Consider the following 6,305-nt stretch of genomic DNA (forward strand, 5'->3'; position numbering starts at 1 on the left):
TGCCGAGCAAGGCATTAGCGAATAAAGTAATGATAAGTTTGAAATTCATCATCTTTAATGAAGCCCATCGATTCATAGAGCTGATGTGAGTGATAGTTATTTTTTTGAGTTTCGAGGCTGATTCGAAGCGCACCTTCATGTTGAGCAAAGAGAACCGCGGTATCGATCAATTGTTTGGCTGAACCCTGACGACGATATACAGGGCTGACATAGACATCATCTAAAATATAGTAGGTTGAACAAGCCACAGATGAAAAGCCCAAATACAGTAAGATAAACCCAGTAATCACATCATCTTTTAAGCAAATAAAAATTACGCTTTCATTATTTTCAAAACGTTGTCTTAGAAATTTATATGAGATATCAAGATTAGAAGAGGTGCCATAAAATTGGCGATATTCATCAAATAAAACAGCAAGTGGATGAAGGTCTGCTTCTGTTGCGCGTCGAACGATCATTTTTTTCTATACTCCATGCTATTTTTATCAGTCTTGCATGAAGCATATCGAATTTTCGAAATTGGTTGATTTATAAATTGTTTATAAATGCGACAGTGTTAAGTTTTGTCACCTTCACCCAAAATTGCATTGAGCTCTTCAAACAAGTCGAGATGATCATCATCTAATAATGGATCATTATTTAAAATTTCTAATTCCGCAGGGCTAATTTCAGTGGTTGAAATGGCTTGGGCTTCTTGTTGTTTTAATTTGCGTAACTTAATCAATTGTTCAATATTGATATTTTGGTTTTCAATAGAGAAGGGGATTGATTTGGTTAAAACAACTTGTTTAAAGAATAGACGTACAGCCTGTGCAGGTGTAATGCCTAATTGTTTAAACACGGCAAAGGCCTGTTTCTTTTCCTGTGAATCGAGGCGGATTTGGTAGACTTCAGTTTTTCTCATATTCTTAGAAAGCTTTAAAATACTTAACTTTTCGCATTTATTCTAATCAAAACTATCATAAATTCAAGAATGTTCGGCAGTATTTTATCAATTTAATGTAATGACAATCGATTTACAGTGTCAATTCATAGGCAGAACTGAATTGAAAAGCCTGCTCTGTCACAGGATCGATAAACTCAAGATGTTTCGCAAGTAGTTGTAAAGGTTGGCTGAAATCATCCTCTGCCTTATGTTGCACTACTGGATAAAAGGGGTCGTTTTGAATTGGAATGCCCAAAGCATTTAAATGCACACGGAGTTGGTGCTGCTTGCCGGTATGTGGCTTTAATTCATACTTAGCGCGGTTTCCATGCTGCTGGATCAGCTGAATGAAGGTTTCGCTGTTAGGTTCACCATCTACTATTTGCATTGTATAAAAAGGTTGACCTTTTTCCATGCGATAGCGAGTTGTGATTGGGAAATTTAATTCATCTCGATAAGCTGCAATGGCATGATAGGTTTTTTGAACGTTTCGAGTGGCAAACATCTGTTGATATAGCCCACGGCTTTCGACACATTTGGAGAAGAGAACTAGGCCGGCAGTTTCACGATCTAAACGATGAATCGGCGTTAGCTGTTCAAGCTGCGTTTGCTTTTTGAGTCGAACCAACAAGGTTTCTTGTACATACTGACCGGTTGGACTCATGGTGAGAAAATGCGGTTTATCGACCACGATGAAATGATCATTTTCAAATAAAATCTGATGCTCGAAGGGAACATGGATTTCATGCGCTAAGAATCGATAATAATAAACATGACGATTTGCTTCAAAAGGACTGTCTATCGTTAAAACGTCACCATTTGCGGCATAGACCAATCCATCTTTAAATCGTTGTTGCCACTCTGCTGCTAGGATATGAGGAAATTGCTCACACAAATATGCATAGACGGTAGAGGCTTGTGTGTGTTGACCGTCAAGGAAGACTTTGCTGGCACTGACACCATTGATCATTGGGGGAGTAAATTCAAAACTGTGCATGAAGAAAGATCTAAAAACTGAGCAAATAAAGCAGAGAACACATCATGAAAAATGCTCAATCTATAGTGTGAACATATCCATTTTAGCCAGTGCGATGCTATCATATTTAATTCTTATGTACATGTTGTGAGTAATATGCAGTATTCATTCAGTCTGGAACTTAATAGTGAAGTCGATACCCAAAACTTAGCTACCGTACTGGCGACGCATTTTACGACGGGTGTAGCGTATTTAATTGGTGACTTGGGTGCAGGAAAGACCACGTTAACACGTTATTTTTTACAACACTTGGGTCATCAAGGTGCGGTAAAAAGTCCAACCTATACATTGGTTGAACCTTACAATATTCAAGGACAAGATATTTTTCATTTTGATTTATATCGTCTCAACGACCCCTATGAGCTTGAACTCATGGGCATCCGTGATTATTTAGAAACGCAGAACGCCCTATTTTTATTTGAATGGCCATCAAAAGGGGGCGACGAAATCCCTGCGGCTGATTTAATTATTAATATTGAAAAGTCTGCGGATGAAACCACCCGTACAGCGACTTTAAGCTCTTCTTCAGAAACTTTGCAAAACGCTTTGGAGCAAAAATTTAACCATGCTGAATGAAATCAGTGCCCGCCGCATTCGAACGCTTGATCCTGCCTTAGCCAACCAAATTGCCGCAGGGGAAGTGATTGAACGTCCCGCTTCTGTGGTCAAAGAATTACTGGAAAATGCCATTGATGCAGGGGCGACTGAGCTGATTGTTCGTATTGAACAAGGCGGCAGTACACTGATTGAAATTATAGACAATGGTCGGGGCATCCACCCTGAAGATTTACCTTTGGCGGTCATGCGCCATGCCACCAGTAAAATCCAAACTGCTGAAGATTTACATGCCATTGTCAGTTTGGGCTTTCGTGGGGAAGCCTTGGCTTCGATCGCTGCGGTGTCTCGTTTGACACTGACCAGTAGCCAAAATGATGACGGTGTAGGCTATCAGGTCGAAGTAAATGGCACCGCATTTGATTCGCAAGAAATTCAGCCTGTGGCAGCGACGCAAGGCACCACCATCCGTGTGCAAGATTTATTTTTTAATGTACCTGCACGGCGTAAGTTCCTCAAAAAACCGGGGACTGAGTTTGGACATATCGAAGAAATTGTCCGTCGTTTAGCACTGACCCATTTTGATATACGTTTTGTCCTTGAGCATAACAATAGCATTAAGCTGAACTTGCCTATTGCAGATAGTGGTGCGCTGCGTTTTCAGCGGGTGCAACAATTATTAGGCCGTCAATTTACTGAAAATGCGTACTGGATGGATGCTGATAGCGTCAATATGCGTCTCAGTGGGTGGTTAGGTCATCCTTCAGATGCACGTGCGCAAGCCGATATGCAATATGTCTATGTGAATGGACGTATCGTAAAAGACAAGACAGTTTCACATGCACTTCGCATGGCCTATGACGGTATTTTGCATGGACATCAACATGCGGCTTATTTGTTATTTATGGAAGTTGATCCAGAAAATATCGATGTGAATGTGCATCCAACCAAGCATGAAATACGTTTTCTAAATCAACGTGAAGTACATGAGTTTGTGCGCCATTTTGCCAAATCGACTTTAGCGCAATTTCAAACCGCGACAGCCGAATTGTCATCTGCAATGAAACTCGACGGGCAGGCACATGAAAATATTATTCCGCAGCCGCGTCATCAGGAACAATTTTCATTACATCAATCTCAGCCAGTTGCAGAGCAAGGCTCAAATTTTGTCAGTCCAGAGATCTCAGGCGGACTCACTGACTTTAGTTCACCTGCAACAGTGCAATATGCTTCTAATCATGCGCCAACAGGGCAGGAAGCTTATACACAGCAATATTCAAATGCGTCGAACAATAGTGCTGGATATCAGTCAAATTTAGCGGGTTCCAGACAGCTCAATAATGCATTGCAAAGTTATTTGGCGCCTTTACGTCAAACTGAGTCGTTAAATGATCCGGATACCGCATTGGCTGAACATATTCAGCAGAAAGTCGATGAGCATCCTTTGGGGATTGCCATTGCGCAATTGCATGGTATTTATATTTTGGCCCAAAACACCGAAGGTTTAATCATTGTTGATATGCATGCGGCACATGAGCGCATTGTTTTGCAACAAATGAAAACGGCTTGGGATAAACCTGAGTTTTGGACATCGCAGCAATTGCTGATTCCTAAAGTCGTGAGCATCAGTAGGATGCAAGCGATGCGCGTCGATGAGCTCAAAGAACAATTGGCACGCCTAGGTTTAGAAATAGATCAATATGGCGATGAGCAAGTTATTGTCCGAGGTGTTCCTGCCATTTTGCATAAAGCAGACTTTGATGCGTTGATCCCAGATTTATTAAATGATTTAGACCCAAGTGATCAGGTTGCAGGGTTACTACAAAAGCGCGATCAAATATTGGCAGGCATGGCCTGTCACGGCGCTGTACGCGCACACCGTATTTTAAGTCTATCTGAAATGAATGCATTACTGCGTCAGATGGAACAAACTGAATTTGCCAGCCAATGTAACCATGGACGTCCGACGTGGCGTGCGTTTCCATTGGCACAGCTAGATAAACTTTTTGCTCGGGGAGAGTAGTTTTACATGTCAAATCAATTGCCGGTCATCAACTTAATGGGACCAACTGCAAGCGGTAAAACCGCCTTGGCATGTGAATTATACGAGCAAGGTGGATTCGAATTAATTTCTGTCGATTCTGCTTTGGTTTTTCAGGATATGGATATTGGTACGGCCAAGCCGAGTAAAGCTGAGTTGGAGAAATATCCACATCATTTGATTGATATTATCAGTCCGCTAGAAGTGTATTCGGCAGCGAACTTTGTGGAAGATGCGTGTGTGCTGATTGATGATATGCATGCACGAGGTAAAACACCGATATTAGTCGGTGGTACAATGTTGTATTACAAGGCTTTATTGGAAGGGTTGTCTTCAAATTTACCAAGTGCAGACTATGCCGTACGTGCTGAAATTGAAGCCAAAGCTGAGTCGCAAGGTTGGGATGCTGTATATGCAGAATTGTGCAATGTAGACCCATTGGCAGGTGAAAAATTTAAACCGAGTGATAAGCAACGAATTATCCGTGCGCTCGAAGTTTTTAAGTTAACCGGTAAACCCATTACTCAGTTACAAGCTGAGCAACCTAAAAACGTACCATACCGATACAATTTTCATAATTACGCATTATTGCCCGACCGATTAGAATTACATGAGCGTATAGCTCGACGTCTAAAAATAATGTGGGAAATTGGATTTTTAAATGAAGTGAAAGCTCTCATTGAAAAATACGATTTAGATGAAAATTTACCCTCTATGCGCTCAGTTGGATATCGTCAAGCTTTAGATTTTTTGAAAAATAGTGATCAAAGTAGCGAAAAACAGCGTGAAATGGAGGATAAGGCACTTTTTGCAACACGACAACTTGCAAAACGTCAATATACTTGGTTAAGATCTTTGCAAGAAACGCATAAATTTACTACATATTTAACTGCGCAGCAGGCTCAAGAAGACTTGCGAAAGTGCTACGGATAAAGCAAAATTTACAGACTACCTTTTTGATAATTTTTAATTGAAAAGTAAAGGTAGCTTTTGCGCTGATTTTTATTATTTTTTGGAGTTATAACATGTCTAAAGGTCAAACTTTACAAGATCCGTTCTTAAATTCTCTCCGTAAAGAACGTATTCCAGTGTCGATCTTCCTTGTAAACGGTATTAAATTGCAAGGTCATATTGAATCTTTCGACCAATACGTTGTTTTATTAAAAAATACTGTAAGCCAAATGGTTTACAAACACGCTATTTCAACTGTTGTTCCAGCACGTAACCCACGTCCTGCTGGTGCTCCTGCTGGTGCTCAAGGCGCTGCTGGCTTCGGTGGTCAACAAGGCGGCTTCGGCGGCCAACAAGGTGGCTTCGGTGGTCAAGGTGGCTTCGGTGGTCAAGGTGGCTTCGGTGGTCAAGGTGGCTTCGGTGGTCAAAGTGGCTTTGGTGGTCAAGGTGGCTTCGGTGGTCAAGGTGGCTTCGGTGGTCAAGGTGGCTTCGGCGGTCAAAGTGGCTTCGGCGGTCAAAATGCTGGTTTTGATGGCGAAACTAAATTTGAAGATGCTCAAGACGACGAAAACAACAATCGTTAATTGAGTTAAAAAAACCTCCCAAATGGGAGGTTTTTTTTGCCTATAAAAAGAGTAGATGGTTTAAATACTGGTTTTTTAATAATTACTAGATTTCTTTCATAAGTCATTTTTCACTCAGCTCCAAGTTATAAATTCCAGCAATTAGATTGAATCTTAATGCTAGTCTTTTGCCTCGATTGCGATATCGCTCAGCAAGAATTTTGAAGGTTTTCA

At 41.0% G+C, this 6,305-nt stretch carries 7 protein-coding genes and 1 pseudogene; 4 read left to right on the top strand and 4 right to left on the bottom strand.

Annotated features, from left to right (window positions below):
• Positions 1-14: 14 nt before the first annotated feature.
• The 3 genes from FTV11_RS15545 to FTV11_RS15555 form a co-directional block, all read right to left on the bottom strand.
• Complete coding sequence (locus FTV11_RS15545; protein WP_168378877.1) at positions 15-458, bottom strand: GNAT family N-acetyltransferase; 444 nt, start codon at positions 456-458, stop codon at positions 15-17.
• Between the two features lie 98 nt (positions 459-556).
• Positions 557-904, bottom strand: coding sequence for a type II toxin-antitoxin system RelB/DinJ family antitoxin (locus tag FTV11_RS15550; RefSeq protein WP_078189014.1), 348 nt, complete (start codon positions 902-904; stop codon positions 557-559).
• A 112-nt stretch (positions 905-1,016) separates the two neighbouring features.
• Positions 1,017-1,922 carry a pseudouridine synthase gene (locus FTV11_RS15555; RefSeq protein ID WP_180074360.1) on the bottom strand — a complete coding sequence of 302 codons (906 nt, stop codon included), beginning with the start codon at positions 1,920-1,922 and terminating at the stop codon, positions 1,017-1,019.
• A 135-nt stretch (positions 1,923-2,057) separates the two neighbouring features.
• Here FTV11_RS15555 and tsaE point away from each other — a divergent pair, with 135 nt between their 5' ends.
• From tsaE to hfq, 4 genes are all read left to right on the top strand, one after another.
• The gene (tsaE, locus tag FTV11_RS15560; RefSeq protein WP_180074362.1) at positions 2,058-2,537 is read left to right on the top strand and encodes a tRNA (adenosine(37)-N6)-threonylcarbamoyltransferase complex ATPase subunit type 1 TsaE; all 480 of its coding nucleotides are present in this window, start codon (positions 2,058-2,060) and stop codon (positions 2,535-2,537) included.
• Complete coding sequence (gene mutL / locus FTV11_RS15565) at positions 2,527-4,539, top strand: DNA mismatch repair endonuclease MutL (protein WP_180026933.1); 2,013 nt, start codon at positions 2,527-2,529, stop codon at positions 4,537-4,539. The genes tsaE and mutL overlap by 11 nt, the downstream gene beginning before the upstream one ends.
• Positions 4,540-4,545: 6 nt before the next feature.
• Positions 4,546-5,490: a tRNA (adenosine(37)-N6)-dimethylallyltransferase MiaA gene (gene miaA / locus FTV11_RS15570; RefSeq protein WP_180007346.1), complete on the top strand. Its 945-nt coding sequence runs from the start codon at positions 4,546-4,548 to the stop codon at positions 5,488-5,490.
• 92 nt (positions 5,491-5,582) lie between these two features.
• The gene (hfq, locus tag FTV11_RS15575; RefSeq protein WP_180040220.1) at positions 5,583-6,092 is read left to right on the top strand and encodes an RNA chaperone Hfq; all 510 of its coding nucleotides are present in this window, start codon (positions 5,583-5,585) and stop codon (positions 6,090-6,092) included.
• A 103-nt stretch (positions 6,093-6,195) separates the two neighbouring features.
• Here the strand turns inward: hfq and FTV11_RS15580 are convergent.
• A pseudogene (locus FTV11_RS15580) lies at positions 6,196-6,305 on the bottom strand (IS5/IS1182 family transposase); the annotation flags it as partial.

The organism is Acinetobacter sp. YH12231, assembly GCF_013417755.1.
Lineage (GTDB): Bacteria > Pseudomonadota > Gammaproteobacteria > Pseudomonadales > Moraxellaceae > Acinetobacter > Acinetobacter amyesii.

Bases quoted from the DNA above. Each gene is read 5' to 3' on its own strand.
- FTV11_RS15545 (WP_168378877.1), bottom strand. From the start codon at position 458: ATGATCGTTCGACGCGCAACAGAAGCAGACCTTCATCCACTTGCTGTT.
- FTV11_RS15550 (WP_078189014.1), bottom strand. From the start codon at position 904: ATGAGAAAAACTGAAGTCTACCAAATCCGCCTCGATTCACAGGAAAAG.
- FTV11_RS15555 (WP_180074360.1), bottom strand. From the start codon at position 1,922: ATGCACAGTTTTGAATTTACTCCCCCAATGATCAATGGTGTCAGTGCC.
- tsaE (WP_180074362.1), top strand. From the start codon at position 2,058: ATGCAGTATTCATTCAGTCTGGAACTTAATAGTGAAGTCGATACCCAA.
- mutL (WP_180026933.1), top strand. From the start codon at position 2,527: ATGCTGAATGAAATCAGTGCCCGCCGCATTCGAACGCTTGATCCTGCC.
- miaA (WP_180007346.1), top strand. From the start codon at position 4,546: ATGTCAAATCAATTGCCGGTCATCAACTTAATGGGACCAACTGCAAGC.
- hfq (WP_180040220.1), top strand. From the start codon at position 5,583: ATGTCTAAAGGTCAAACTTTACAAGATCCGTTCTTAAATTCTCTCCGT.